At 66.4% G+C, this 25,820-nt stretch carries 23 protein-coding genes; 8 read left to right on the top strand and 15 right to left on the bottom strand.

From position 1 onward, the window contains the following. Nucleotides 1-830, bottom strand: an 830-nt coding sequence (locus ACT3SZ_RS14785) for an acyltransferase family protein (protein WP_444619866.1), incomplete at its 3' end; no start/stop codon positions are given. 68 nt (nucleotides 831-898) lie between these two features. Here ACT3SZ_RS14785 and ACT3SZ_RS14780 point away from each other — a divergent pair. Beyond that, nucleotides 899-2,320, top strand: coding sequence for a glycosyltransferase 87 family protein (locus ACT3SZ_RS14780; RefSeq protein ID WP_444619864.1), 1,422 nt, complete (start codon nucleotides 899-901; stop codon nucleotides 2,318-2,320). On the opposite strand, the gene ACT3SZ_RS14775 is transcribed toward ACT3SZ_RS14780, so the two are convergent. The 5 genes from ACT3SZ_RS14775 to ACT3SZ_RS14755 form a co-directional block, all read right to left on the bottom strand. Continuing rightward, the gene (locus ACT3SZ_RS14775) at nucleotides 2,211-2,990 is read right to left on the bottom strand and encodes a lysophospholipid acyltransferase family protein (protein ID WP_444619862.1); all 780 of its coding nucleotides are present in this window, start codon (nucleotides 2,988-2,990) and stop codon (nucleotides 2,211-2,213) included. The genes ACT3SZ_RS14780 and ACT3SZ_RS14775 overlap by 110 nt on opposite strands. Before the next feature lie 4 nt (nucleotides 2,991-2,994). Continuing rightward, nucleotides 2,995-3,975 (bottom strand): ROK family protein, encoded by a 981-nt coding sequence (locus tag ACT3SZ_RS14770; RefSeq protein WP_444619860.1) that lies wholly within the window; start codon nucleotides 3,973-3,975, stop codon nucleotides 2,995-2,997. A 56-nt stretch (nucleotides 3,976-4,031) separates the two neighbouring features. After that, nucleotides 4,032-5,216 (bottom strand): glycosyltransferase family 4 protein, encoded by a 1,185-nt coding sequence (locus ACT3SZ_RS14765; RefSeq protein ID WP_444619858.1) that lies wholly within the window; start codon nucleotides 5,214-5,216, stop codon nucleotides 4,032-4,034. A gap of 20 nt (nucleotides 5,217-5,236) precedes the next feature. Next, a complete protein-coding gene (locus ACT3SZ_RS14760; protein WP_444619856.1) occupies nucleotides 5,237-6,391 on the bottom strand; it encodes an NlpC/P60 family protein in 1,155 nt (384 codons plus the stop codon). A 160-nt stretch (nucleotides 6,392-6,551) separates the two neighbouring features. Further along, entirely contained in the window at nucleotides 6,552-7,169 is a 618-nt protein-coding gene (locus ACT3SZ_RS14755) for an NlpC/P60 family protein (protein ID WP_444619854.1), read from the bottom strand. A gap of 404 nt (nucleotides 7,170-7,573) precedes the next feature. Here ACT3SZ_RS14755 and ACT3SZ_RS14750 point away from each other — a divergent pair, with 404 nt between their 5' ends. Further along, nucleotides 7,574-8,137 (top strand): 3'-5' exonuclease, encoded by a 564-nt coding sequence (locus ACT3SZ_RS14750; RefSeq protein ID WP_444619852.1) that lies wholly within the window; start codon nucleotides 7,574-7,576, stop codon nucleotides 8,135-8,137. A 76-nt stretch (nucleotides 8,138-8,213) separates the two neighbouring features. Here the strand turns inward: ACT3SZ_RS14750 and qcrB are convergent, their stop codons facing one another. The 4 genes from qcrB to ctaE form a co-directional block, all read right to left on the bottom strand. Then, nucleotides 8,214-9,860, bottom strand: a complete 1,647-nt coding sequence (qcrB, locus tag ACT3SZ_RS14745; RefSeq protein ID WP_301442098.1) for a cytochrome bc1 complex cytochrome b subunit — start codon at nucleotides 9,858-9,860, stop codon at nucleotides 8,214-8,216. Then, nucleotides 9,857-11,062, bottom strand: coding sequence for a cytochrome bc1 complex Rieske iron-sulfur subunit (gene qcrA, locus ACT3SZ_RS14740; protein WP_444619850.1), 1,206 nt, complete (start codon nucleotides 11,060-11,062; stop codon nucleotides 9,857-9,859). Before qcrA ends, qcrB begins: the two co-directional genes overlap by 4 nt. Beyond that, nucleotides 11,059-11,967, bottom strand: a complete 909-nt coding sequence (gene qcrC / locus ACT3SZ_RS14735; RefSeq protein WP_444619848.1) for a cytochrome bc1 complex diheme cytochrome c subunit — start codon at nucleotides 11,965-11,967, stop codon at nucleotides 11,059-11,061. The genes qcrA and qcrC overlap by 4 nt, the downstream gene beginning before the upstream one ends. A gap of 72 nt (nucleotides 11,968-12,039) precedes the next feature. Further along, nucleotides 12,040-12,651: an aa3-type cytochrome oxidase subunit III gene (ctaE, locus tag ACT3SZ_RS14730; RefSeq protein ID WP_444619846.1), complete on the bottom strand. Its 612-nt coding sequence runs from the start codon at nucleotides 12,649-12,651 to the stop codon at nucleotides 12,040-12,042. Nucleotides 12,652-13,173: 522 nt separating this feature from the next. Between ctaE and trpD the strand changes: the two genes are divergently transcribed. Then, nucleotides 13,174-14,262, top strand: coding sequence for an anthranilate phosphoribosyltransferase (gene trpD / locus ACT3SZ_RS14725; protein WP_444619878.1), 1,089 nt, complete (start codon nucleotides 13,174-13,176; stop codon nucleotides 14,260-14,262). 119 nt (nucleotides 14,263-14,381) lie between these two features. Here the strand turns inward: trpD and ctaF are convergent, their stop codons facing one another. Together ctaF and ctaC are read right to left on the bottom strand one after the other, a co-directional pair. After that, nucleotides 14,382-14,813 (bottom strand): aa3-type cytochrome oxidase subunit IV, encoded by a 432-nt coding sequence (gene ctaF, locus ACT3SZ_RS14720; protein ID WP_444619844.1) that lies wholly within the window; start codon nucleotides 14,811-14,813, stop codon nucleotides 14,382-14,384. Between the two features lie 27 nt (nucleotides 14,814-14,840). After that, entirely contained in the window at nucleotides 14,841-15,953 is a 1,113-nt protein-coding gene (ctaC, locus tag ACT3SZ_RS14715) for an aa3-type cytochrome oxidase subunit II (protein WP_444619842.1), read from the bottom strand. 375 nt (nucleotides 15,954-16,328) lie between these two features. Between ctaC and asnB the strand changes: the two genes are divergently transcribed. Further along, nucleotides 16,329-18,266 carry an asparagine synthase (glutamine-hydrolyzing) gene (gene asnB, locus ACT3SZ_RS14710; RefSeq protein WP_444619840.1) on the top strand — a complete coding sequence of 646 codons (1,938 nt, stop codon included), beginning with the start codon at nucleotides 16,329-16,331 and terminating at the stop codon, nucleotides 18,264-18,266. Nucleotides 18,267-18,357: 91 nt separating this feature from the next. On the opposite strand, the gene ACT3SZ_RS14705 is transcribed toward asnB, so the two are convergent. Continuing rightward, nucleotides 18,358-18,714: a HesB/IscA family protein gene (locus ACT3SZ_RS14705; protein WP_444619838.1), complete on the bottom strand. Its 357-nt coding sequence runs from the start codon at nucleotides 18,712-18,714 to the stop codon at nucleotides 18,358-18,360. A gap of 171 nt (nucleotides 18,715-18,885) precedes the next feature. Here ACT3SZ_RS14705 and ACT3SZ_RS14700 point away from each other — a divergent pair, with 171 nt between their 5' ends. Both ACT3SZ_RS14700 and ACT3SZ_RS14695 read left to right on the top strand, forming a co-directional pair. Then, nucleotides 18,886-19,599 carry a DUF3043 domain-containing protein gene (locus tag ACT3SZ_RS14700; protein WP_444619836.1) on the top strand — a complete coding sequence of 238 codons (714 nt, stop codon included), beginning with the start codon at nucleotides 18,886-18,888 and terminating at the stop codon, nucleotides 19,597-19,599. After that, nucleotides 19,599-20,516, top strand: a complete 918-nt coding sequence (locus tag ACT3SZ_RS14695) for a nicotinate-nucleotide--dimethylbenzimidazole phosphoribosyltransferase (protein ID WP_444619834.1) — start codon at nucleotides 19,599-19,601, stop codon at nucleotides 20,514-20,516. Before ACT3SZ_RS14700 ends, ACT3SZ_RS14695 begins: the two co-directional genes overlap by 1 nt. 113 nt (nucleotides 20,517-20,629) lie before the next feature. On the opposite strand, the gene ACT3SZ_RS14690 is transcribed toward ACT3SZ_RS14695, so the two are convergent. Continuing rightward, nucleotides 20,630-21,766 (bottom strand): branched-chain amino acid aminotransferase, encoded by a 1,137-nt coding sequence (locus tag ACT3SZ_RS14690; RefSeq protein ID WP_444619832.1) that lies wholly within the window; start codon nucleotides 21,764-21,766, stop codon nucleotides 20,630-20,632. A gap of 112 nt (nucleotides 21,767-21,878) precedes the next feature. Between ACT3SZ_RS14690 and ACT3SZ_RS14685 the strand changes: the two genes are divergently transcribed. Then, nucleotides 21,879-23,477, top strand: a complete 1,599-nt coding sequence (locus ACT3SZ_RS14685; protein WP_444619830.1) for a leucyl aminopeptidase — start codon at nucleotides 21,879-21,881, stop codon at nucleotides 23,475-23,477. A 1-nt stretch (nucleotide 23,478) separates the two neighbouring features. On the opposite strand, the gene ACT3SZ_RS14680 is transcribed toward ACT3SZ_RS14685, so the two are convergent. After that, complete coding sequence (locus ACT3SZ_RS14680; protein ID WP_444619828.1) at nucleotides 23,479-23,871, bottom strand: oxidoreductase; 393 nt, start codon at nucleotides 23,869-23,871, stop codon at nucleotides 23,479-23,481. Nucleotides 23,872-24,093: 222 nt separating this feature from the next. On the opposite strand from ACT3SZ_RS14680, the gene sucB reads away from it, so the two are divergent. Next, complete coding sequence (gene sucB, locus ACT3SZ_RS14675; protein WP_444619826.1) at nucleotides 24,094-25,800, top strand: 2-oxoglutarate dehydrogenase, E2 component, dihydrolipoamide succinyltransferase; 1,707 nt, start codon at nucleotides 24,094-24,096, stop codon at nucleotides 25,798-25,800. Nucleotides 25,801-25,820 lie beyond the last annotated feature (20 nt).

The raw sequence follows: 25,820 nt of genomic DNA, 5'->3' as shown, positions 1-25,820 counted from the left end.
AGCCACGTCGCCACCAGAACGCCCGCCGGCACGGCCGTAAAGATCCGGACCATGGCCAGCAGCCCCATCAGCGAGGCCTCACCGGTGCTCCACCCGTCGGGACGCACGTAGTCGGCAACCGCGGAGTAAACCCACTCCCACCCCAGGAAGACCACGAACACGGTGGCAATGACCGCGGGATTGCTGGCGTGCGCGGCCAGGCGTAGGAAAAGGTGACGGAAGTGCAGGCCCACAAAGAAGGCCGGCGCGTACAGGGTGATGTGGGTGATCTCCGGGATCGACGACAGCCCGGCCGCCGCGACAACAAGGGCAGGCACGAAGGACACCAGCACCGACCAGACGGGCGGCAGGTGACGCAGCAAGCAGGCCATAATATTGAAGACCATCAGCACATAGAGGAACCAGATCCCGGGGTCGCCCAGCAGGATTGCGCGGCCCAACGAGGTCCAGCTCAGGTCATTCGCCATGTCCAGACGGATCGCCGCCTGGATGGGGGTGAACACCAAATAGGGAACGAGCAGGAACCACAGCCGCCGATACCACAGGTCACCGAGGGTGCGTTCGATCACGCGGTGGGCGAACAGTCCGGAGATGACGAAGAAGAGCGGCATCCGGATCGGGTCCATGAACTCGTTGAACCAGTTCCACGCCGTGTCAGTCGCACCAGGAGTACCGGTGACCACGTGCATGTAGCAGACACCGATGATCGACAGACCCTTCGCACAGTCCGCCCACAACAGACGACCACCGGCAGGGCGCGGCGCTGCTGCGGCGGTGGTTGCTGTGGTTGCTGCTGTGGTGGTTTCAGGGGTCCCGGATCTGTCAGACACGGTTCTTCACGTTGCCCCATGCCGACGGAAGAATCAATTGAGTGTGCCCTGATATAGAGTCGTATCCCGTGGAAAACCCCAGCAAACCAGATCTCCGCCGGCGCAGCATGGTGCTCTGCTACCTCGGAGTCCTCGTCGCCTTCACCGTGGCAGGAGTTCTCAGGTTCGTCATCAGCGACGACACCCTCACCTACCACTTCGATTACGACATCTACCGCGGTGGTGGGCAGGCGGTCCTGGACGGGGCCACCCTCTACAACCAGAGCTTCCAGGCCCAGGGCATCACCCTGCCGTTCACCTACCCGCCGCTGTCCGCCCTGGTCTTCGCCCCGCTGGCGCTGGTCTCCAGCTCCGTCGGATACGCCATATTCACCGTGCTCAGCGTGTTGGCACTGTTCGCGACCACGATGATCGTGCTCCACGCCCTGGCCGGTGAGGCCACAGAGGCCGCGGTCCGCGGGGGTTTCACGGCGACGCGACGCCAGATCACGCTCGCAGCCCTGCTCGTGCTGCCTCTCGCCGCGTGGCTGTGGCCGGTGACCCACACCCTGGAATTCGGCCAGATCAACGTGATCCTCATGCTGATGGTGGCCGCCGACCTGCTTCTCCCCCGGACTCCCTGGCCACGCGGCATGATGGTCGGCCTGGCCGCCGCACTGAAACTCACACCCGCCGTGTTCGGGCTGTACTTTCTGCTGCGCCGCCAGTGGGGACCGGCCCTCACCAGCGTGGTGTCCGGACTCGGGGTCAGCGCCCTGGCCTGGCTTGTCCTACCGACCGACTCCAAGCAGTACTGGACGGAGACCATCAGCGATCCCTCCCGCATCGGCGGGCTCGCCTACTCCGCTAACCAGTCTCTACGCGGCATGATCGCCCGGTTCACCGACGACCCCCTGCAGACCGGGCTATGGTACGTACTGGCCGCATTGACCGTGATCATCATCGTCGTCGTCATGGTCCGGCTGCTCTCGGCGGGCGCCTACACGGCCGCGGTATGCACCAACGCCCTGCTGGCACTGCTGGTCTCTCCAGTGTCCTGGGCGCACCACTGGGTGTGGCTACTGCCGCTGATGCTCGTCGTCGGGGTGTCACTGTGGACCCAGGTGGCGGGCAAGCAGACGGGCCCCAAGATGATCCCCGGCGTGATTCCCCTCGCCGTGCTCGGTGTGGTGCTCGTCCTCGTGACCACCGCATTCCCGGTGCACGTCTACCTGCCGTCGGCCCACGGGGCCGAGCAGGAGTGGTCGCTGGTGATGAAACTACTGGGGTCGGAGTACGTGCTCGTCGCCCTGTTGTGGCTCGGCGTGGCCGGGGTATGGCCCCGGGTATTCCGGCCGGTCGCCCCGGGAGCTGCAGAGTCCCCAGAGACCGGGAAGGACCTCAGAGACGGAAGCGAAGGAACCGCGGACGCGGCTTGCTCCCCAGCACCCGTCCCGAACCAGGCGCGGCCCCGTCCGGATAGCCCCGACCAGCGGTCAGCGACTCCTTGACGTCCGCGGCGTACGCGCCCTCCACGTACTCCTGACCGGAGAGCTCCGCGATCTTCTCCATCGTGTGGTCGGTCAGGGCGCGGGCCGGAGAGCCGTCCTCCCCGGCATCGGCGAAGTCGGCCGGGTCGATCGGGTCACCGACGATAACGCCCACACGGTGCGGACGCAGCAGCCAGGAGCCGGCAACGTTCGCCTTTTGCGTATCGATCATGGCGATCGGGTAGATCTTCGCCCCCGAAGCCAGGGCGATACGCGCCATGCCTGTCTTGCCGCGGTACATCCTGCCGTCCGGCGAGCGGGTGCCCTCCGGGTACATGCCCAGCGGGTCGCCCTTGTCCAGCACGCGCAGGGCAGTCTCTAGGGCTGCGTCCTGCGAATCTTTGTCCTGCCGGTCGATGGGCACCTGCCCAACCGAGGAGAAGAACCACTTCTGGATGGCCCCGGCGAAACCCGGGGTGGTGAAGTATTCCTTCTTCGCCAGGAAGGTCAGCTGCCGTTCCGCGAGCAGCGGGAAGTACAGCGAGTCCATCACCGCAAGGTGGTTGGAGGCCAGGATGACCGGCCCCTCGGAGGGGATCTTGTCCAGACCACTGGAGTACGGCCGGTTCAGGATCCACAGCCATGGTCCGATGACCACGTTCTTCAACCACCAGTAGGTGCGGTTCTGCACTGATCTATCCCTTTCGCAAGCAGGTCGTGGACGAACTCAGGTGAGCATGCCCGGCGAGAAGCGCCACGCCGATCATACCCGCCTCGGACCCCAGGGACGCCGCTTCGACGCGGGCCATCGGCCGGAATCCTGAACCGACCACCGAGGCGTCCATCTCGGCGCGAGCCCGGGGAAGGTAGAGGTCGGCATCCGCCGACACCCCGCCACCGAGCACGATGAGCTCGGGATCGAGAACTTCCTGAACTGCAGAGAGACCGCGTCCCAGCCAGAGGGCGAAGTCGTCGATGACCTCCATCGCCAGCGGGTCGCCGTCGCGGGCCAGGCGCACCACGCTACGTCCCGTGATCTCCTCCGGGCGCGAGTGGAAGATCCCGGCAAGCATGCTGTCGGGGTGCCGGCCGGTGGCGATGAACTCCAGCGCCGTAGTCTCCAGCGCACTGCCCGAGCAGTAACGCTCCAAGCAGCCACGCTTGCCACACGGGCAGGCCCGACCGCCGGGAACGACGGTGAGGTGACCGAATTCCGGGGCGGCACCGTAGGAACCACGGTAGATCCGCCCCTCGGTAACCAGGGCGCCGCCAATGCCGGTGCCCACCGCGAAGAGTGCCCAGGTACCAGCGTCGCGTCCTGGCCCGAGCATCTGCTCGCCCCACGCCGCGGCATTCGCATCGTGCTCGAGCACTACCGGCAAGCCAAGGCGCCGGGTGAGCCGGTCACGGACGTCGCGGTCACGCCACGGCAGGTGCGGGGCGAAGCGCACGCGCTCCTGATCGGCGGTGATAAAACCGGCCACGGCCAGACCCACCGCCCCCACGGTGTGCCGGGAGCGCAGGATACCCACCGCGTGGGCGATCGCCGTCTCCAGCGACTCGACCGTTGACGGGGTGGGCAACTGCTCCACGTCCAGCACCCGTCCGTCCGGGTCAACCACCGCGGCGCGCAGGTTCGTCCCCCCGATGTCGATGCCGATGGTCAGTTGCGTCACTTGTCCTCCTGTACGTCTCGCACCGGCGTCCCGGCGCAACCTGTTCAGGGTATCGGTCACATCCGCCAGTTCCAACTGTGACGCGGCGGGCGGGCCGCCCCACCGTCCAGGACATTGACGAGCTGCTGGCCGAGCACGTCCCAGTTCCAGGCGTCCCGGACATAGCGTCTCCCCTGCTCGGAGTAGCGACGCGCCCGCTCCGGGTCGGCGAGCAGGGCGACCACGCAGGCAGCAACCGCGGCAGTATTCTCACCGTCGACGACGTCGCCGGTCACACCGTCCTGCACGGTTTCCGGGGCCCCGCCACCAGCGCCGGCAATGGTGGGTACACCGCAGGCCTGCGATTCCAGGAAGACGATGCCGAGCCCCTCCACGCTGAAACCGCCGCCCTGGGTGCGCACCGGCATGGCGAAGACATCGCCGGCACAGTAGTGCGCGACGAGTTCGCCGTAGTCCACCGGGCCGGTGACCGTCACCCGGTCCCCCACGCCCAGTGTGGTGGCCCGTGCGGCCAGATGGCCCGCGTCGTCGCCGGGACCGACGATGAGCAGGTGGGCGTCCGGCACGGCGGTGAGCACGTCCGGCATGGCCTCGACGAGGGTGTCCTGCCCCTTACGCGGGACGATCCGGGAGACGCACACGATCACGCGGCGCTGCTGCAGCCCCAACCGGGCGCGCACCATCTCCCGGCCCTCAAGATCAGGGTGGAAGACGTCCGAATCGACGCCGCCGGGCATCGGTTCCCAGGCAACGTCCGGCCCGAAGGCGGAGGCGAAACGATTGCGCGCATAGCGCGAGACGTAGGTCAGGCAGTCCGTCCGGCGGCCGATGGCGCGCAGGACGGAGCGTCCGCCCGGCACCATCGACCAGCCGACTTCGTGGCCGTGGGTGGACGCCACGACGCGGGTCGCGCCCGCGGCGCGTGCCGCCCCGCCCATCAGGCCCAGGGGCGTGGAGGAACCGAACCACACGGTGTCGATGTCGCGCTCGCGGATGACCTCGGCCATGCGACGGGCGGTCGCCGGGGTGGGCAACATGACCTTGCGCGGCCACCTGACCACCTCAAAGGGCAGTTCGGCGTCGTAGGACGCCGCGGCCGCGGCGTCCTGCGTGGACGCCAGGACCGTCAGACGTCCGGGGTCGCGGCGTTCAAGCTCCGCGCAGTAGTCGCGCAGGTAGCTCTGGATGCCGCCAACGGCGGGCGGGAAGTCATTGGTGACCAGGAGGACGCGGGATGCCACGGGAGAAAGCGTACGCGCTCTCAGTACCGGGCGGCACCGGCGAAGGGCATGCTGTCCACGCTGACAACCTGCACCGGGATGCCGTAGTCGGAGGCGTGGACGATCTTGCCGTCGCCGATGTACATGCCGACGTGGGTGACACCCGGGTAGAAGCCCACGATGTCGCCGGGCTGCAGGGCGTCGCGCGAGACCGAGGTCCCGCCGGAAACCTGGGCGGCGGAGGTGCGCGGCACGGTGGTGCCGATCTGCTGATAGGCCCAGTACATCAGACCGGAGCAGTCGAAGGCGTCCGGACCTGCGGCACCCCAGGAGTAGGGCGAGCCCAACTTGGACATCGCCGCACCCACGGCGCCGTCCGCGATCGCGCTGATCGCGTCGGCCGCATCGCCGGCGGCGCTGCTGACCCTGCCGAGGAACTCATCAACATCCACGTCGATCGGACCGTTGCGGTCCACCCAACGCTGCTTCTGCTCCGGACTGAGACCGTCCACCGCGGTGGAGATCTGGTCCTTGAGCCCGTCGAGTTCACTGATGCGCTCGTCGAGGGTGGTCTGACGCGACTCCAGCTGGCCGAGCTGGAAGTCGGCGGAAGCCTTGGAGCGGTTCGCCTTCGACTCCAGGTCGGCGGCGTCCGTGAGGCCCTGCTGGAAAGCGGAGAGAGTGGCCGTGCGGTCGTTGTTCAACGCGGTGGCGAAGGCACGACGGTCGATCGCGTCCTGCGGATTCGCCGAGCCGGTGACCGCGGAGACCGGGTCGACGACGGCACCGCGGTAAAGCGACTGCGAGAGCTCGGTGACAGGGCCTCGGTTGGCCTCAACCTCGTCGCGGGCCTGGGCGGCCTGCTCCGAGTAATGCTCGGAGGCACGCACCGCACGGTCCAACTGGGCACGCGTCTCGTCGAGGGCACCGGAGTTTTCCTGCACCGCGTCGCTGGCCTCCTGGGCCTGGCGTGAGACGTCAGCGAGACGATCAAGGAGACCGTCCGCGTCGTCCGGGAGGGGTGAGACGTCGATCGCGTCGGAAGCTTCAGACGCCGAGTCGCCGGCGTCCGGATCAGCAGCGGCGACGGAGGTGGAGGTGACGGTGAGCACGACGGCGGCACCGATGCCAATGATGGCCCTGGCCGATGCACTACCGGTGGAACGGCGGGCCCCCGAGGGGCGGATCCTGCTCACTGTTACTTGAACCTCTTCACCTTGTCACGAAAGTCAACGTCGATATAGTGCCACACCAGCGCCGAAAAGGATGTACTCCCCACGCCGAGCGCCCCGGGGTGGGGGTACCCCGGCGGGTACTGCCTCATCCGGGGCGACACACAATCGCGGTGAACGCGTCCTAGAAGCGGACGGCGTTGTTGATCGGCATGTAGTTCAGGTCGTTGACCTGAACCGGGGAGCCCTCGTTGAGAGCGTGGACGATCTTGCCGTCGCCGATGTAGATGGCGACGTGCGAAGCGCCCGAGTAGTAGGAGACGACGTCGCCCGGCTGCAGGGAGTCGATGGAGACCGGGGTACCGGAGCCGGCCTGCTCGCCGGAGGTACGCGGGATGGACTTGCCGGCCTGGCTGTAGGCCCAGCTGGTCAGTCCGGAGCAGTCGAAGGCGTCCGGGCCGGCCGCACCCCAAGAGTAGGGTGCGCCCTGCTTCGACATGGCGGCGTCGGCGATCTGCTGGCCGATGCCATTGGAAGAGGATGCCGGAGCCTCGGAAGAAGCGGAGGCTGCAGCGGCGGGCACGGCCTGCTCGGCCGCGGCGATGAAGGGATCCACGTCCACGTGCTGCTTGGCGAAGTCAACGGCCTCGTTCGGAACGTCGACACTGATGTCGGAGTTCGGAACCTGGACGGTAACGGCCTGAGCGGTGGCAGGCAGGGCGAGGACGGCGCCCATGCCCACGGCAGCGACGGCTACGGCGTTGCGGCGGGAGTGGTCCTTCTTCATACGGTGCTTGCCCATGAGGAATGTTGCCTTTCTGATTGCTGTCGGGGACGTCCGGGATACGTCACGGCGTCGCCCCTTAAGGTCACGAGAAGATTACGAAACCTGCGCGACCGTGTCCAACTGCCGGGCCGTGACCGAGCCGTGAGCGCTTCGTTATTTAACCGTTATCCAATCGCGACCAAAGCTTGACCCAATCCCCCCGGCCGGCCGGGATTCTGGCGGCGAAGGCGGTGACCTGCACGGACAACTCCGGAGTGCGGACGAAGGGGCTGCCTGGATGCCGCCGGTCCTCGTGCCGAGAATCCGTGATGTGATCCTCGTCACATCTTCTCGGTCGTGGTTCTATGTCGCCACATCGACCACACGAGTACCACCGTCGGGACATTCCATGTCCGTGGTGCACCGTAGACTCAGTGAGCGTGAGAACCCATCTGGAGCACGAACTCGCCACTGCACTCTCCAACTGCGTGGTCATCGACTGTGAGACGACCGGGCTAGATCCGGGCAGCGACCGGATCATCGAGTTCGCCGCTCTCTCCGTGGTCGATGGAGCGCCTGCGGGCCTCTACCACTCGCTCGTGAGCCCAGAGCGTTCGCTGAGCCGCGAGATCAGCGAACTGACCGGTATCAACGACGAGACGTTGAATGGCACCCCCACCTTCGACCAGATCGCCGACGACGTGGCCTCTCTGCTCGGCGACCGTGTAGTCGTCGGGCACAACATCTCCTTCGACATCGCCTTCGTCGACGCGGAGTTCCAGCGCCAGGACCGCGACAGCGTCCTGGATGCGGGACGTTCCGTGTGTACCGCAGCAACAGCGAGGGAGCTACTCCCCCGTTCCCTGGTCGGCCGCTACCGGTTGGCAAACCTCGCTGAGGCCCTGTCCCTGGAACACCGCCCCTCTCACCGTGCCGTGGACGACGTGCTCGCCACGGCCGACCTTCTGACGAGATTGCACGCCGTGGCGACCGGGAAGAACTGACACGGAAAAGACCCCGCCCCGCCTTTCCGTGGTGACACGGAAAGGCGGGGCGGGGTCTCTCTGGAGTTAACCGGGGTCAGGGGTTCTCGTGACCCTCGTCGCTGAGCTTGCGACGGTTCTCCTCCTGGAGACGCATCAGCATCTCCTTGTGCTCGTGCTCGTTGGCCTCCTCGATCTCCTCGACCTGGGAGACGATGTCCTCCGGGTCCGGGGAGAACAGCGAGCCACGGCCGGGCTGACCGGCGAAGCCGAGCTGGTTGAGGCGACGCGGCACCGCGGCACCGGCGTAGTCGAGCGGGATCGGGTGACCGTGCTCGTCGACCGGGCCGAGGGGCTGGTGCACCTCGATGAAGCCACCGGAGGGCAGCTGCTTGATCGTGCCGGTCTCGATACCGTGCTCGAGCACCTCACGGTCGGAGCGCTGGAGACCCAGGCAGATCCGGTAGGTGACGAAGTAGGCGATCGGGGGCAGGATAATGAACCCGATACGGCCGATCCACGTCATGGCGTTCAGCGAGATGTGGAAGAACACTGCCACGTGGTCGTTACCACCCGAGATGGTCAGGATCGCGTAGGCGACCAGGGCCATCACACCGAGGGAGGTGCGCACCGGCACGTCGCGAGGACGCTGCAACAGGTTGTGGTGCGCCTTGTCCTTCGTGAAGTGCTGCTCGATGAACGGGTAGGCGAACAGGAGCATGACCAGGATGCCCAGCAGGATCGCGACCCAGACCACGGCGGGAACGGTGTAACTACCGAGGTAGAGCTCCCACGCCGGCATGATTCGCGCGGCACCGTCCGTCCACAGCATGTAGATATCAGGCTGAGAACCGGCCGAGACCTGCGAGGGGTTGTACGGGCCCAGGTTCCATATCGCGTTGATCTGGAAGACACCGGCGAGCAGTGCGACGAAGCCGAAGGTGATCAGACCGAAGGCCGAGGAGTGCACGGCGAACACGGGGATCACGCGGGCACCGACGACGTTGCGCTCGGTACGTCCCGGTCCGGGGAACTGGGTGTGCTTCTGGTACCAGACCAGCGCCAGGTGGGCGGCGATCAGTGCCAGCAGGATCGCGGGGATCAGCAGGACGTGAGCGATGTACAGGCGCGGGATGATGATGTCGCCCGGGAAGTCGCCAGCGAACATGATCCAGTGCAGCCAGGTACCGATGATCGGCAGGCCGATGATGATCGCGGACATAATGCGCAGACCCACGCCGGAGAGCAGGTCGTCCGGCAGGGAGTAGCCCATGAAGCCCTCGGCGATGGACAGCAGCAGCAGGACGCAACCGATGATCCAGTTCGCCTCACGGGGCTTACGGAACGCACCGGTGAAGAAGATGCGCATCATGTGAACCATGATCGACACAGCGAACAGCAGTGCCGCCCAGTGGTGCACCTGGCGGATGAACAGTCCACCACGGACCTCGAACGAGATATTCAGGGCCGTCTCGTAGGCGCGGGACATCTCGACACCGTTGAGCGGTGCGTAGGCACCGTCGTAGATGACCTTCGACAGCGAAGGATCGAAGAACAGCGTCAGGTAGACACCCGACAGCAACAAGATAATGAAGGAGTAGAGCGCGATCTCACCGAGCATGAAGGACCAGTGGCTCGGGAAGACCTTGTTCATCTGCTTCCGGAGGCCGCCGGCTGCAGTGTAACGCTCGTCGAAGTTATTGGCCGCCTCTGCGAGACGGGAGGGCTTTGTGGGTGTGCTCATGACTGACGCTCCCAGAAGGCAGGGCCGACGGGCTCGACGAAGTTCTTGTCCGCGTACAGGAACCCGTCTTCATCGACGTTGATGGACAGCTCGGGCAGGGCACGTGCGGCCGGACCGAACACCGGCTTACCCCAGTGCAGTGCATCGAACTGCGACTGGTGGCACGGGCAGAGAATACGGTTGGTCTGCTGCTCGTAGAGCGACGTCGGGCAACCGATGTGGGTGCAGATCTTCGAGTAGGCGTAGTAGTCGCCGTAGTGGAAGTCCTCCTGGCCCTCACGCTGGACAGCCCTGACGGCGTCGGCGTGACGCAGGCGGATGAGCATCACGGCGTTGCGCGAACCGTGGATCGAGTGCATCTGCTCCTCGTACACGTCGCGGGTAGCGTCGAAGTCGTCGTGGTCGTTGACCATCTCCTCGGTCATCGGGAAGACAGTCTCCATGCCGCCGGCATCCAGGTCCTCCGGACGCACGCGGATGAGGCGGTTGACGCCCTCCGTGCTCCAGTGGCCGTCGTGCTCCTCGGCGATGGCACCGGTGTCACGGCCGAGGTACACCTTCTCGCCCTCGTTGACGAGGGTCCAGCCGGTGGTCCACAGCGTGCCGTCGCCGTCGATGCCCATTGCACGGGGCTTCCACGGGTTCCTCACGATACCGCCCAGCGGCAGCGCGATCGCCACACCAGCGAGTGCCACTCCGGCACCGCCCAGGCCCATGAGGACCTTGCGGCGACCGAGGGTGGACGTCTTCCACGCATCGTTGAGCAGAGCAGTCATGGTCCGGCGGTCAACCTCGTCGGAGGGGCCGTCGTGACGCTTCTGGACAGCGATCTCTTCGGGGATGAACTTCTTGGAGAACTGGACCGCGCCGATACCCAGCGTGATGATCGAGAGACCGGAGGTCACGCCGAGCAGCGGGGTGTAGAGCGAGTAGACCCAGAGGCCGTCCTGCTCGAGGTGCTTGTACTCCCACGGCCAGAACAGGTAGACCGCGATGAAGGCGATGCCGAAGACGACGGCCAGTGCCCACCAGAAACCGACGCCGCGGGCGGCGCGCTTCTCGGCGGGGTCGTTCTCCACCGGGAACCGCTCCTTGCGGAAGGCCACGGTAACGTCATCAAGTTCGGTTCCGAGGCGGGCGAGCTCCTCGTCGCTCATGCCCTTGATCTCTTCTTCAGAGTAGGTGCTGTTGATCTCACTCATGACCGGGTTCCAATCCACATGGCCGTGCCGATCAGCACGACGATCCCGACGATCCACATCAACATGCCCTCAGTGACCGGGCCGATTCCGCCGAGGCCGAGGCCGCCGGGGTTGGGGGTCTCCTTGGAGGACTTGATGTACGCGATGATGTCCTTCTTCTCGTCAGCAGTCAGCTGGCGGTCAGAGAACTTCGGCATGTTCTGCGGGCCGGTGAGCATGGCCTGGTAGATCTCCTGCTCATTGGCCGAGTCGAGGTCCGGCGCGTACTTACCGCCGGACAGGGCTCCGCCACGACCGGTGAAGTTGTGGCACGAAGCGCAGTTCAGACGGAAGAGGTCAGAGCCACGGGAGACGTCCGAGGGGTCGATCTCTCCGTCGTTGTTGTGGGATCCGCGCAGGGATTCCATGGCGATGGTCCCGTCCTCGTCCTTGACGATTCCGGGGCCGCCGCCGTTGGCGTTGACGTAGGCAGCCAGGGCCAGCGTCTGTGCCTCGTTGAAGCGGGCGTCCTTACGGTCCGCCTGAGCCTCGTTACGCTTCATCGGCATACGGCCGGAGTGCACCTGGAAGTACACAGCACCCTCGCCGACACCGACCAGGGACGGGCCCCGGTCCTGGACGCCCTGCAGATTGGCGCCGTGGCAGGTGATGCAGGCGACCTCGTAGATCTCCTGGCCCTGCGTGATCATCGACTGCGCGTCCTGCTGTGCGGTCGCGGACTGCGGGTCCGGGGTGAAGGCCTGGGCGACCAGACCTGCGCCGGTCAGACCGAGCACGAGCGCCAGCGCTCCAGCCATGGTCCGGCGCAGTTTACGCCGGGTACGACGCTTCTTGCCTGTTGTGGATGCCGGGGCGGAGGCCGCCACCGGGGTCTCCCCCTCGGGAGTTGGATTGTTCGTATCCATCTTGTTCCCTTAACTCGTCATTTGGAAGGCGATGGGCTTAACGGCCGAGCGTCACACATCGGCCCGTCCGGCCTACTGGATGAAGTAAATGGTGATCCACAGTCCGATCCACACGACGTCGACGAAGTGCCAGTAGTACGACACGACGACGGCGGCGGTGGCCTGGGCTGGAGTGAACTTCGACTTCACCGTGCGGAGCAGCACGACGACGAAGGCAAGCACGCCGGCGAGGACGTGGGCGCCGTGGAAGCCGGTGGTGATGTAGAACACCGACCCGTAGACGCTGCTTGAGATCGTCGTGCCATGCTGCACGAGGTGGATGTACTCGTACGCCTGTCCGGAGAGGAAGATCAACCCCAAGACAATCGTGAGTGCGTACCACTTCCGTAGACCGAAAACGTCCCCGCGCTCCGCAGCGAACACGCCCCACTGGGCCGTGAACGACGACGACACCAGAATCACGGTGATCGCCAGAGCGAACGGGACGTTAAGTTCGGTGGGCTCGGAGGGCCAGTTCCCGTTCGAGTTCGCCTTCGAGACGAAGTACATCGCGAACAGGCCCGCGAAGAACATCAATTCCTGGGACAGGAACACAATCGTGCCGACGCTGACCATATTCGGTCGGTTCAGCGTCACGGCACGCTGTGGTGCTGCCATGCTTTGGTTTCCAACTGCGCTCGTCACGCGTACAAGTATGACCGACCCTGGCCCCCTAGTCGATTCGCAACCCCGGCGAGTTCACGGCTTTCTGCAAAACCGCTGGTAGCGGCTTCACGTTTCCTGGCAACTCACCACAAACGGGGTTAGCCGGGAACTCTTGTTGATGATTTACGACGCAGCCACATCAGTGCAGGTGGGCCGTCTGCCGGACCTACCGCGAAGCGTCCCCACACTCCGCAGCCCACCCTGTGAGCACCCCCGTCCCAGGGGGACGGGAACTGCCAGGAACCTGACCATTCCCACGGCCAGGACCGGAGGGCCGAATCCATTCCTGGCAGTCTACCTGGCACACGCTGCACCAACCCAATTCCCGGGCCCTTCTCCCCTTCGCTTCCTGCCGACGCCCAGACGCCGACAACACCCCGCCACCTCCCCAGCCGTCCTGAACCGCCTGGCCTCCTCTCCACGTAATAGGATGGCATGGTCCCCAGGCGGACACAGCCAATAACCAGACCCACCGAGAGGACGGCCCCGATGCCGGACGACCTGACCCCGAATTCTCCCGACCACGTCACGCCCCTGGGCTCCGACCGTCTCCCGGAGAGTTACTTCACCTGGCCTGGGGTCCTCGACCGGATCGGACGCCACGAGGAACTCAGCGAGTCCCAGATCACCTGGGCCGTTAGCCAGGTAATGGAAGGCGGGGCGACGGACGCGCAGCTCGCCGCCTTCGCCTTCGGATTGCGCGTCAAGGGCATCACCGCCGCGGAACTGTCCGCCGCGGCCTCCGCCATGCGCTCCTTCGCCACCCCGGTCGACTTCAGTGACATCCCTGATGCCGTAGACATCGTCGGCACCGGTGGCGACGGACACCACACGGTCAATATCTCCACGATGGCGTCCTTCGTCGTCGCAGCGACAGGGGTACCGGTCGTCAAGCACGGCAACCGTGCAGCGTCCTCCAAGTGCGGTGGAGCGGACGTCCTGGAGGTGCTCGGCCTCGACATCGACCGCTCCCCCGATACGATTCACGAGGATGCCCTCAAGACCGGCTTTGCGTTCATGTTCGCTAAGACCTACCACCCGGCAATGCGCTTCGCCGGCCCGGTACGTTCCGAGCTCGCGGTGCCGACACTGTTCAACCTCCTCGGCCCCATGACCAACCCCGCCGGCCCGAAGTTCGGCCTCATTGGCTGCGCCTTCCGGGACATGATGCCGATCATGGGCGGCGCCTTCGCGCACCAGGGTGTACGCGCGCTCATCGTGCGCGGACTCGACGGCATGGACGAGATCAGCGTGTGCGCCCCCACGGAGGTCGTCACCGTCGACGAGGACGGACGCACCGGCGAGTTCACGATCAATCCCCGCGCCTTCGGCCTCGACGTCTACGACGACGACGCTCTCAAGGGCGGCGATCCCGAATACAACGCCGATATCGCCCGCCGATTGATGGCCGGGGAAATCACCGGCGCAGTCAAGGATGCTGTCCTGATTAACGCCGCTGCCGCGCTGACCGCCGTGCACGGTTGGAACGGTGACCTGAAGTCGGCGCTGGCCGAACAGCTAGCCGTTGCCCGTGATGCCCTGGAGTCCGGTGCCGCAGAGAAAAAGATGAACGACATCATCAACCTCTAGAGCCTGTTGCCGGTAACCATCCCCCGATGGCCATCGCCGGGCATGCAGAAAGGAGCACCCGCGAGGAAGATGCGGGTGCTCCTTGTCACGTGTGCCCCTTCAGCGGGGCGCAGGTGGTGTTACTCCTTCTCCGGCGGGAGGCCGTACTGGAGGTTCAGCATCGTCGTGGCCCACACCAGCATCACTGCGCCGAGCAGGATCAGCCAGATCAGGAAGAAGGCGATGCCGTAGCCCATCATCACGATGGCCAGGGACATCAGGAAGGGCCAGCCCGAGTGCGGGGAGAAGAATCCCAGCACGCCGGCACCGTCCTCGATCTCGGCCTCTTCCCAGTCCTTCGGCTCGATGTCGGCTTTGGAGTTGCTCAGGTGGAAGTACACACCCAGGAACAGGGTCAGCAGGGTCGCCAGGACCAGCCCGGTTCCACCCGCCCACTCGATGCCTTGGACGTTTGCGCCGTCATTCAGCTGCGACGTCGCGTAGAAGTACACGACCGCCATCACCGTCAGGAACAGTGAAAGTCCGTACATCAACTTGGCTGTCTGCCGCATTGTTGTCTCCTAGTGTCTCGTCGCCGACTAGGCGGAACGGTCGATGTAGTTGTCGCCCTCGACGCCCCGAGTTGCCTCACGGCCGGGGAGGAAAGGCTGGGTCGAGGTGGCGTAGGGATCCTCGCCGATCTCCGCCAGCGCCTCGGCGTTGGTGGCATCCGGGTTGGCCTCGCGGTAAGCGATGTAGGCCGCGAAGTTCTCCGGGCTCACTGCACGGACCTCGAAGTTCATCATCGCGTGGTAGGTACCGCACATCTCAGCACAACGGCCCACGAAGGCGCCTTCGCTGTCGATGCTCTCGATCTGGAACCGTCGCTCGGACTGGTTCGCCTCGGGGTGCGGGAACACGTCGCGCTTGAACAGGAACTCCGGGACCCAGAAGGAGTGGATCACGTCAGAGGACGCCAAGTTGAACTCGATCGGAGTGTTCGTCGGCAGGACGAGCACCGGGACCTCCTCAGAGGTACCCAGGGTCTCGATCTGGTTGTAGTGGAGGTAGGTGAAGTCCTCGGCGGACTTGCCGTGGATCGGGCCAACGGACTGGCCGTGCTCGTCACGATCGTCCTGCGGGACGGCGGCGCCAGCCTCGGCGGCGTCCGCACGTTCCTGGTCCTGGCCCACGTACTCCTGGCCGTCCTCGGTCAGGTCTCCGCTCACCTCGCCGTAACCGAACTTCCAGTTCCACTGGTAGGCGGTCACGTCAACGGTCACCTGCGGGTCCTTGTCCAGTGCGGTGACCTTGTCCTGGGTCTGCACGGTGAAGAAGAACAGGCCCATCACGATCAGCACTGGGATGACGGTCAGCGTCAACTCCAGGGGAACGTTGTAGGCCGTCTGCCTCGGGAACTCCGGCTTGCCCTTCTTCGCAGCGCGCTTGTCGCTGTCGCGGAAGATCACCAGGAACATAAGTGCCCACATGATGATTCCGATGATCCAGGCTACGACCCAGGTCCACACCCAGAAGTTGCCCATGGACTGGGCCTCCGGGGTGATTCCGTCGGGCCAACCCATGCGCAGGGCATGGAAGAAACCGTTGTCGGGGGGTGCGACATCGCAGCCGACCAGGGCAAGGGATCCGAGTCCCAGCACGCCGGCGAGGCCGAGCTTGCGACCTCTTCCGTGAACTTTTCGCTGTACCACGCGAGTATGCCTTCCTCAATCACACGTCGTGTTCATCGGAACACCGTTATCCGTCGCCTGCAGAGGACGGATGCGGGTCCCGTGTCATCCACCGACAATAGTGCATGGAGGGGGCTGCCCCTGCATCATGCACACCGTTGTGATTTTCTGTCGGCCCTATTCGGGGTTGCTGGGTGTCTCCTGGAAGCCCACCCGGGTGTCGCGCATGTTCCGTCTGTGCCAGTACAGGCGCGGGTAGTATCCTTGAGGGCTTACGCACGCGCACGAGGCTGACGTCCGCCGACCGCACCCCCGACCTATGTATCACTCGTGGGGTCCGTCCGGCACCGAGACGTTAGCCACCGACGACACTTACGGAGATGACCCCCAGACCTCATGTGTGGACTTCTTGGATTTCTGACGGCACAGGGCGACGCCCCCAGCTATGTAGACACCACGGCCCGGGCCCTCCCCTGCATGCGGCACCGCGGCCCGGACGAGGACGGCACCTGGAACGACGACGACGTGGTCTTCGGCTTCAACCGCCTGTCGATCATCGACCTCGAGCATTCCCACCAGCCCCTGCAGTGGGGACCGGCCGACCAGCCCGCCCGCTACTCGATGACCTTCAACGGCGAGATTTACAACTACCTCGAACTCCGGGAGGAGCTGCAGGCCGAGGGCTACGAGTTCGAGACCTCCGGGGACTCGGAGACCATCGTCGTCGGGTTCCACCACTGGGGTGCCGATGTCGTTGACCACCTGCGCGGCATGTTCGCCTTCGCGGTGTGGGACGCCGTGGAGCGCACCATGTTCCTCGCGCGCGACCCCTTCGGCATCAAGCCGATGTTCTACGCCACCACCCCGGCTGGCACCGCATTCAGCAGCGAGAAGAAGTCGATCCTGGCCATGGCGGAGTCCATCGGTCTAGGCCTCGACCTTGATGACCGCGCGATCACCCACTACACCGACCTGCAGTACGTCCCGGAACCCGAGACCCTGCACGCCGGCGTCCGCCGTCTGGAGTCCGGTTGCCACACCACCCTCACACCGGGAGGTGAGGTCAAGGCCGTCCGCTACTTCGATCCGAAGTTCCCGATCACCCCGGTTCCCGCCGGCTCGGAGCAGGCGCTCTACACCAAGATCGCCGATGCCCTGCAGGACTCCGTCGCCAAGCACATGCGTGCCGATGTCACCGTGGGTTCCTTCCTCTCCGGCGGCATCGATTCCACCGCGATTGCCTCGCTAGCCAAGCAGCACAACCCGGACCTGTTGACCTTCACCACGGGCTTCGAGCGCGAGGGCTACTCCGAGGTCGACGTGGCCGCCGAGTCCGCCGCCGCGATCGGCGTGGACCACATCGTCAAGGTCGTCTCCCCCGAGGAGTTCGCCGCCGCCGTCCCCAAGATCATCTGGTACCTCGATGACCCGGTGGCCGACCCGGCCCTGGTTCCGCTGTACTTCGTGGCCGCCGAGGCACGTAAGCACGTCAAGGTCGTGCTCTCCGGCGAGGGAGCCGACGAGCTCTTCGGTGGGTACACCATATATAAGGAGCCGCTCTCGCTCGCTCCGTTCGACAAGGTCCCCTCCCCGATCAAGAAGGTCTTGCGGACTCTCGGCGACGCGCTTCCGGACGGCATGCGCGGCAAGTCGCTGCTGCAGCGCGGCACCACCCCGATGGAGGAGCGCTACTACGGCAACGCCCGCTCCTTCAACTACGAGCAGCTCGAGCGGGTTCTGCGCATCGCCCGCCCGGAGTGGGACCACCGTGAGGTCACCGCCCCGATCTACGCCAAGTCAAAGGACATGGACCCGGTCGCCCGGATGCAGCACCTCGACATGTTCACCTGGCTGCGCGGCGACATCCTGGTCAAGGCCGACAAGATCACCATGGCTAACTCACTGGAACTGCGCGTGCCCTTCCTGGACCGTGTGGTCTTCGACGTGGCGCAGACCATTCCCCACGAGCTCAAGGTCGGCAACGGCACCACGAAGTACGCCCTGCGCCGTGCCCTGGAACTCATCGTGCCCGAGCACGTGATCAACCGGAAGAAGCTCGGTTTCCCGGTGCCGTTGCGCCACTGGCTCGCCGGCGACGAACTGTACGACTGGGCCAAGCGCAACATCGAGGAGTCGAACACCGACCACATCTTCGACAAGGCGCAGGTCCTGGCGATGCTGGACGAGCACCGCGTGTCCATGAACACCGGCTCAGGCCCCGACCACTCCCGTCGCCTGTGGACGGTCATCGCGTTCATGATCTGGCACGGCATCTTCGTCGAGAACCGCATCCACCCGGACATCGACGAGCAGGACTACCCGGTCCAGCTCTAGTCCCCCGCGGCGCTCCCCTAGAACGACGAAACTCCCCGCACCCAAGTCACTGGGGCGGGGAGTTCGTCCGTTCGAGGCCGGACCGTGAGGTCTAGCTGAACGAGTCGCCGCAGGCGCAGGAGCCACCGGCGTTCGGGTTGTCGATCGTGAAGCCCTGGGACTCGATCGTGTCGGAGAAGTCGATCTTCGCACCGGTCAGGTACGGCGCCGACATCTTGTCTACGATCAGCCGGACGCCTTCGACCTCGTCGACGAGGTCTCCGTCCAGGGTGCGGTCGTCGAAGAAGAGCTGGTAACGCAGGCCGGCACAGCCACCTGGCTGCACGGCGATACGCAGCGCAAGGTCGTCGCGACCCTCCTGCGCCAGCAGGCCGGCGGCCTTGCCCGCGGCAGCGCTGGTCAGCTCAACACCGGTGGACTTCTCGGCGATCTTCTCGGGAGCGGTCATGAATTTCCTCCTCGGTAATGCGGATATGCCCAAACTACTATCCATCAACCATGAAATCCAGTGATCTATTCCCTCGCCCGACCGCGCCCGATCGCACACCGGCCCACCAGCCCCGCCCGGATCCTCACCCTCGTTGGTCGAGTGAACCTCCCGTGCTCTAGCCTGTGAGGTGTGAAACTCCCGTGGAAGAAAGACGACGACAGCGACGTGGCGGCCGGTGACGCCACCCTGGACGGCACTGCCGGCATTGACGGCGCAGCGGACGACGCCGCCCAGGCCCCGAAGGGCTACACCCCCAAGAAGGGACGCCCGACCCCGAAGCGCAATGAGGTCGAGCGCTCCACCGGCGTGCGACGCGCCCACTACGACGCCCCGATGACGCCCAAGGAGGCCCGTCAGCGCAAGAAGGACTACAAGAGCTCCATGTCCAAGGACGAGTACAAGGAGGCCAAGCGCAAGCAGCGTGATGAGGCCGCCGAGTCTCGCCGCAAGGCCAATGAGCGCATGATGGCCGGTGACCCGAACTACCTGCTGGCCCGCGACCAGGGCAAGGAGAAGCTGTTCGTCCGTAACTTCGTGGACTCCCACCGTTACCTGATGAACTACTTCCTCCCCTTGGCGCTAATCGTGGTCGTCGTGATGATCCTCGGCACCCGTCTGCCAGCACTGGCCAACTACCTCAGCCTGTTCATGATGGTGATCATCATCGTGCTCATCGTCGAGGGTCTCTTCCTGGGACGCAAGGTCAACAAGCTGGTCAATGAACGCTTCGCCGACAACTCCTTCGGCAAGTGGTCGATCGGCTTCTACGCCTTCACCCGCGCCACCATGATCCGCAAGATGCGCACGCCCGCTCCCCAGGTGAATATCGGCGACTCGGTCTGATGACGGTCCAGCCGGTACTCCAGCACCTCGCCGGGTGGGCCGAGTCCACCGGCTGTCTCGAGGCGCTCCGAGCACAGGACGTCCGCCCGGAACTCCTCCTCACCGCCGCCGACCACGCTGTCGCGCGTCCCGCCTCCGAATCGGTGAGCCCAGTCTCCACCCTGCCCTGGGGTCATGCCGCAGGCGAGGCCGCACGGATCGAGTCCGGTGATTCTCCGCTGTCCGCCCTCGCGGACCAGGCGGGTGTGGACGTCACAGTGACGCAGTTCGACTCCACCGACTCCGCCGAGTCCGCCGAGTCCACCATGGGCGAGGCCTCCCCGCACTCCCGGTGGCTGGACGCCGGCGCCGAGGCTGCGGACGCCCGCGCTGACTCCGGACGCCCCCTGCTACTTACCGGCACCGTGGGTGCCGGGGCGACCACGACTGCGGCGGCGCTCATCGGCACGCTGTGCAACGTCGAGCCGGTGAAGGTGGTGGGACGCGGAGGCGGCCCCACCCCGATCGCCGACGAGCGGTGGAAGCACAAGACCATCGCGGTGCGCGACCTGATGTTCCGTACCCGGTCGCGACGTCGGCGCCCCGTCGACGAGACGGCCGTGCGCGAGATCCTCGATGAGATCGGCTCCCCCGACATCGCCTTCCTCACCGGCGTGCTGTCGCAGTCCACGGTCAGACGCACCCCGGTCGTCCTCGACGGCGTGACCGGTCTCGCGGCGGGACTTCTCGCCGACGCGGTAACCCCGGGTGCTGCCAAGTGGTGGCTCATGCCGGACGCCTCCAGCGAGCCGGCGGCAGTGCCGGCGCTGCGTCGCCTGGACCTGACGCCCGTCGTCGATCGTCCACTCGGCGCCCCGGCCGCGGCGTCCGGCCTGCTCGTCCTCCCGCTGCTTACCGCAGCCTGCGCCGTGAACTAACTCAAACCCGCGCAGCCCCCGGGCACGCAACAACCCCGTGCGGTCGGTGGCACCGACCGCACGGGGTTGCTGTGTGCGTCCTACGTGCGTCCTACTAGCGTCCTACTAGCGTCCTACGCCTGGACGAGGGTGTGGTTCCACCCGTGGGTGTCCTCCACGGTGCCGCGCTGGATGCCGGTCAGCCGCTCGCGCAGGCGCATGGTGATCTCGCCCGGCTCGCCGCCGTTGATCTGGAACTCACCGTTGCGATCCTTCACGGTGCCCACCGGGGTGATCACCGCGGCGGTGCCGCAGGCGAAGGCCTCGGCCATCTCGCCGGACGCCGCGGTGCGCCGCCACTCCTCCACCGTGAAGCGACGCTCGGTGACCTTCAGGCCCTCGTCCGCGGCGAGCTGGAGCAGGGAGTCGCGGGTGACACCCGGCAGCAGCGAACCGGAGAGCTCCGGGGTGACCAGCTCGGCCGGGCCGCCGTCGGTACCGCCGAAGATGAAGGCGAGGTTCATGCCGCCCATCTCCTCCACGGTGGTGTGCGTGGCAGCGTCCAGCCACACGACCTGGTCGCAGCCCTTCTCCTCGGCGTACGCCTGCGCGGCCAGGGAGGAAGCGTAGTTGCCGGCGAACTTCGCGGCGCCGGTCCCGCCCGGGGCGGCGCGCACGTACTCGGTGGACAGCCACACGCTGACCGGGGTGACCCCGCCCTTGAAGTAGGCACCCGCCGGCGAGGCGATCACGTAGTAGCTGTAGCTCGATGCCGGGTGCACGCCCAGACCGACCTCGGTGGAGATGAGGAAGGGGCGCAGGTACAGCGCCGCCTCACCGCCGGCGGCGGGGACCCACTCGCGGTCGACGTCGGTCAGCTGCGCCAGGGACTCCAGGAACAGGTCCTCCGGGACCTCCGGCATGGCGATGCGCTGGGCGGAGGAGCGGATCCGGTCGGCGTTCTTCTCGGGACGGAAAGTCGCGATCGAGCCGTCCGGCTGGCGGTACGCCTTGAGGCCCTCGAAGATCGCCTGCCCGTAGTGGAACACCGACGTCGCCGGGTCCATCGGCACCGGGGCGTAGGGCACGACCCGCGCGTCGTGCCAGCCGGCGTCCTCAGTCCAGTCAACGACCACCATGTGGTCGGTGAAGTACGTGCCGAACCCCGGGTTAGTGAGTACGTCGGCGATCGCACCGGACGTGGTGGGGTTCTCCGTCAGAGTTCGGGAGAAGGCGAGGGACTGTGAGTTGGCGGGCGCGGAATCAGACATGGGCTGTATCTTAGACCCGTCGGTTCCTTCCCGGAACACAAGCCCGAAACATAAGTCCGAAACACAATCACGGGCCCGCGACGCCTACTCCAACCAACACATGAGGTGAGGGATGACTTCCGAAGGCCTGCCCCGGGGCACCATGCCCCCACTCGAACTGCTCACCGACACCGCGTCGGTCGCCGGGACGGACGTGGACGTGCTGGTCGTCCCGTCCTTCTCCGGGGACAACGGTGTCGAGATGTCCGTGGGCTCCGCCGCCTTCGACCGGGAGACCCAGGTGGCGATCTGGAAGTCGCTGGTGGCCACCGGAGCGTCCGGGCGCGCCGGCGAGACGTCCCCGCTACCGGCCGTCCCGGGCATCGCGGCGCGTCGACTGCTGGCCGTTGGCCTCGGTGACGCCGATACGTTGACGGACGAGGGGCTGCGCACGGCGGCCGGGGAGGCGTCCCGCGCGCTCGGCCGTATGGCCGCCGCAGGATCCGCCGGTGGCGCCGGCATCCGCGCCCTGAGTCTGCTGGGCACCCTGGGCACCGGGCCCGCCACCGAAGGCCACGGCCTCGGGGCGTACACCTACACGGGCTTCAAGGGTGAGCAGGACGGCGCGCAGGACGCTGGGAGCATCGCGCGGCTCATCGTCGCCGCCCCGGCCGGGCCGACGGCGGCGGACGCCGCACGGGAGGACTTCGCCCGCGCCTGCGTCGTCATCGAAGCAGTGAGCTGCGCCCGCGACCTCGTCAACGCGCCGGCGAACGTCCTGTACCCGCAGAGCTATGCCGAGATGATCTCCGGGCTCGCCACGCAGGCCGGACTCGAGGTCGAGGTGCTCGACGAGCATGACCTGGCGGAGCAGGAGTTCGGCGCGATCCTGGGCGTCGGCCGCGGGTCCACGCACCCGCCGCGCCTGGTGCGGGTAACTTACCGGCCGGACGCCGCGGCGTCCGACTCCTCCCCCGCCACGCCGCACGTCGCGCTCGTCGGCAAGGGCGTGACGTTCGACACCGGCGGAATCTCGCTGAAACCCGCGCCGCACATGGACAATATGATCTCCGACATGGGTGGCTCGGCGGCGGTGATCACCGCCGTGATCGCCGCGGCGGAACTCGAACTCCCCGTATCGGTGACCGCGACCGTGCCGCTGGCGGAGAATATGCCGGACGGCACGTCGATTCGCCCCGGCGACGTCCTGCGCCACTACGGCGGGACGACGACCGAGATCCTCAACACCGACGCCGAAGGACGCCTGATCCTCGGCGACGCTATCGCCCGCGCCGCCGAGGACGACCCTGACTTCCTGGTGGAGACCGCCACGCTGACCGGTGCCCAGGTCCGTTCCCTCGGCGACCGCGTGCCGGCGGTCATGGGCTCACCGGCGTTCCGCGATCGGGTGTCCGCCGTCTCCCGTGCCTGCGGCGAGGACGCCTGGCCGATGCCCCTGCCCGCGGAGATCGCCCGCGACATTCGCTCCGACGTGGCGGACCTGCGCAACACCGGCAAGAAGCCCTGGGGCGGCATGGCCGCCGCCGGGCACTACCTGGCCGCGTTCGTGCCGGACGGCCTGCCGTGGGCGCATCTCGACGTCGCCGGGCCGTCCTACAACACCGGCAGCGCCCACGGGTACACCCCGCGGCGTGCGACCGGGGCGCCGGTGCGCACGATCATCGCACTGCTGGAGGAGCTCTCCGCAACCCCGGCCGACGACCCCGCCTGACTCACTCCCCGTCCGCGCGGCGCTCCTCGAAGCGGGCGCGGCGCTCCTGCTGCTCGAGGCGTTTGCGGATGATCCGGTCGCGTTCGATCCGGTCGCGCATGCGCTGCGGGTAGCCGGTCTTCTCCGCGTCGAACAACCGGACGCCGGTGGCATCGGCCACCTCGTCCACGCCGCGGGGACCGCCGATACGCCGACGCGTCCACTCGCCGGTGGCGTCCACCAGCACCACTGACATCTCGTTGACCAGCGTCTCCGGCTCCACGAACCCTTCCACCCCCTCGCGCTGCGCAGCCCAGTTGCGCAGATAGTCGAGGTCGTGTTGCCGTGCCTTACCACCCGGGGCCCGGGGTGGGCGCGGTCCGGAACGACGTGATCGGCCAAAGATGTTGAACACGCCACCGATACTAGGTGAACTCCGTACATCCCGACCACGTCCCCGGCACGTCCCCCGGTTGTGGGAGCCCCGTGCCAGCAGAACGACTCCGACAGCGCTACCATATATAGTATTCGGTCAGAGACCACTTCTCTGTTTTTCTCTGCGTACTTCTCTGGGTACCGCGGACCGATCCACGTACTCCACATCTGTACCCCGTCGTTAACTAGGAGCTTCAACACCATGGCGCACTCCGTCGAAATGCCCGAGCTGGGCGAATCCGTCACAGAAGGCACTGTCACCCAGTGGCTGAAGAAGGTCGGCGACACCGTGGAGGTCGACGAACCCCTGCTCGAAGTCTCCACGGACAAGGTCGACACGGAGATCCCCTCCCCCGCCGCCGGCGTTCTGCTGAAGATCATCGCCGACGAGGACGACACCGTTGACGTCGGTGCCGTTATCGCCGAGATCGGTGAGGAAGGCGAGACCGCCGATTCCTCCGACTCATCTGATTCCGCAGACTCCGCTGACGAGGAGCCCGCCGAAGAGCCGGCTGAGGAGCCTGCCGAGGAGCCCGCTGCAGAGCCGGCCGCAGAGTCCAAGCCTGCCGCATCCAACGGCGGTGGCGCGGGCACCGACGTGACGATGCCGGAGCTCGGCGAGTCCGTCACCGAGGGCACCATCACCCAGTGGCTGAAGAAGGTCGGCGACGAGGTTGAGGTCGACGAGCCCCTCCTCGAGGTCTCGACCGACAAGGTCGACACCGAGGTTCCGTCCCCGGTCGCAGGTACGCTGCTGGAGATCCTCGCTGAGGAGGACGACACCATCGACGTCGGCGGCGTGATCGCCCGCGTCGGCGACGCCTCCGCCGCACCGGCCGAGGAGCCCGCAGAGGAGCCGGCCCCGGAGCCCAAGAAGGAGCCGGAGAAGAAGGCCGAGCCCGCCAAGGAGTCGGCACCGGAGCCCAAGAAGGAGGCCCCGACGAAGGAGGAGCCCAAGGATGAGGCTCCCGCGTCCGACGCCGGCGAGCCCGCCGACGGCAACCTGCCCTACGTCACCCCGCTGGTGCGCAAGCTCGCCGAGAAGCACGGCGTGAACCTGTCCTCCGTGGAGGGCACCGGTGTCGGTGGACGCATCCGCAAGCAGGACGTCCTCGCCGCCGCCGACGGTGGCTCCACCAAGAAGGCCGAGAAGGCTCCCGCCAAGGGCGTCGACCCGGAGAAGGCGTCGCTGCGCGGCACCACCCAGAAGGTCAACCGCATCCGCGCGATCACCGCGAAGACCACGCTGGAGTCCCTGCACGGTGCAGCCCAGCTCACCCAGGTCCACGAGGTCGACATGACCCACGTCGCCGAGCTGCGCAAGGCATCCAAGGCTGCCTTCCAGGACAAGCACGGCCTGAACCTCACGTTCCTGCCGTTCTTCGCCAAGGCAATCGTGGAGGCCCTCGTCGCCCACCCGAACGTGAACGCGTCCTACAACGCCGACACCCAGGAGATGACCTACCACGGCAAGGTCAACCTCGGCATCGCCGTGGACACCAAGGACGGCCTGCTGTCCCCGGTCATCCACGACGCGCAGGACATGTCCCTGCCGGAGCTGGCCAAGGCCATTGCTGACATCGCCGACCGGGCCCGCAACAAGAAGCTCAAGCCGAACGACGTGACCGGTGGAACCTTCACCATCACCAACATCGGCTCCGAGGGTGCGCTGACTGATACCCCGATCCTGGTCCCGCCGCAGGCCGCGATGATCGGCACCGGCGCGATCCGCAAGCGCCCGGTCGTCATCACCGAGGACGGCTCGGACAGCATCGGTATCCGCAGCATGGTGTACCTGCCGATGACCTACGACCACCAGGTCGTCGACGGTGCGGACGCCGGACGGTTCCTGACCACCGTCCGCGACCGCCTGGAGAACATCGACTTCAGCTCCGACCTGGAGATCTAGTCCCCTCCTGAAGCCGTCCT

Origin of the sequence: Corynebacterium sp. AOP40-9SA-29 (assembly GCF_052377405.1) — a bacterium.
Taxonomy (GTDB): Bacteria; Actinomycetota; Actinomycetes; order Mycobacteriales; family Mycobacteriaceae; genus Corynebacterium.
The sequence above is the reverse complement of the archived record's forward strand: the minus strand, read 5'-3'. Positions and strand labels throughout refer to the sequence as shown.